This window comes from Haliea salexigens DSM 19537 (assembly GCF_000423125.1).
GTDB classification, from domain to species: domain Bacteria; phylum Pseudomonadota; class Gammaproteobacteria; order Pseudomonadales; family Halieaceae; genus Haliea; species Haliea salexigens.
Genome location: NZ_AUHJ01000064.1, coordinates 1 through 1,919, shown reverse-complemented (window position 1 = coordinate 1,919; position 1,919 = coordinate 1). Strand labels below are relative to the sequence as shown.

At 52.5% G+C, this 1,919-nt stretch carries 1 protein-coding gene; it reads left to right on the top strand.

Features of this window, described 5'->3' with window-relative positions; genetic code table 11:
• Positions 1 to 1,919: Tn3 family transposase (locus G533_RS23075; RefSeq protein ID WP_035529325.1), on the top strand; the 1,919-nt coding region annotated here is incomplete at both ends.

Genomic DNA, 1,919 nt, shown 5'->3' with positions numbered 1-1,919 from the left:
GCGCATCAAATGGCCCAAGAACGGGTCTATCGGGATTGGCAAAAGGCAGCTCGCAATGTGAGCAAAGCTGCTGATATCTTACACCTGTTCGTTGATGACAGCATCGACCCTGATACGTCGTTTCACGCTGTACAGCAACGGGCGTTCCAGTTTCTCAATGTCAGCGACCTGAACTCAGTCTGCCGATACCTGAGTAATCAGAAACAGTCGGCGGAGGAAGCATTTTGGCAGCACCTGGATACGGAGCCCACATTGCGAGCCGGACTGTTGCGTTCGCTCTTTTGCTGTCTGCGTTTTGACGGTACCGACAAAACGCGGCGGTTAGCCGGGGCCCTGGCCCAAGCTCGATTGGATTTGGTCGCCGGTAATAGGCTCGGCGATGTCTGCATTGATCAGCGTTTACTACCGAAAGCCACACGGCCATTGCTGTCGAAACCCGATGGCAGTATAGACAAATCCAGGTATGAATGGTTTTTGTATCTGCAGATACCCAACCGCTTAAACGGCCAGTTGACGCTGCCGGAAGTCATTCGATATCGGGCGTTAGAGGATGATCTGGTGAAGCCAGATATCTGGAAAAACCAGAAGCGGTCCTTGGTGAAGGGCACTCAGCAACCCAATATCAGCGAGGATCCGAAACGTCTGATTCCACGCATGGCGGATGAGCTGACCCTTCGGTTGCACGAAGTCAGCCACTATTTGGAGCGTTCAGATACCAGGGACGTAATTTTGCGACCGAAAGACGGCAAACATCACTGGCGGCTGCCTACAGCCAGCAAGAAGCACCTGGTGAATAACCCGTTCTTCCAGCAAATGAAAGCGGTCAGCATCGCCGATGTTTTGCGCGTAGTGGATCGGGATACCGGGTTCATTGACGACTTCCAACATGTGCTGGGCTTGAGCTCGAAAAGCCGTCAGTACGAAGTGGATCTGCTGGCGATACTGATTGCCAATGCCACTAATCAGGGCATCTATGGCATCGCGCAGATTTCTGACCGCACCTATGAACAACTAAGCACTATCCAAGCGAACTACCTTCGGTTGGAAACCCTGAATGCGTCCAATGACCGCATCAACAACGCCACTACACGACTGAGTATCTTCAAGCACTACAACATTCAGGAAGATAGTCTGCACGCCAGTGCCGATGGTCAGAAGTTCGGAGCCAAACGCGAGACATTCCGCACGCGGTACTCCTCAAAATACTTCGGGACCAGCAAAGGCGTGTCCGCGGTCAGTCTGAATGCCAATCATATGGCCATCAATGCCCGGGTGATCGGGGCCAATGAGCATGAATCCCATTACATCTTTGACCTGCTGATGAACAACAGTACTGAGATTGTCCCCGACATGCTCTCAACTGACACGCATGGAGTGAACCATGTGAACTTTGCCCCGCTCGACCTGTTCGGATATCGGTTCGCACCTCGATATGCCCAGGTTGGCAGGGTCATCAATGAACTATTCAACATCACCGAAGACAAGAACCAGCAAGTGCATATATCGTTGCGCAAGCCGATCAACACGCAGCGTATCATGGCTCACTGGGACACCATCCAGCGGATTGCCGTCTCTTTGGCTCAGCGGAAGACCAGCCAGGCCAGGTTAGTGCGCAAACTATCCGGTTACAAGCACAATCACCCATTACTGGAGGCATTGACCGAATATAACCGGCTGCTGAAAGCCCAATATCTGCTGAACTACATTGACGACGCCAGCCTTAGAAATCACGTGCAGCGAGCGTTGAACCGGGGTGAAGCCTATCACCAGCTGCGGCGGGCTATTAGCCACGTCAATGGCGACCGATTCCGGGGTAATAGCGATGAGGAGATCCAGATCTGGAACGAAAGTGCCAGACTGGTGGCAAATGCCATCATCTACTTCAACTCAAAAGTGCTCAGTAATCTGCTGGACAGCTT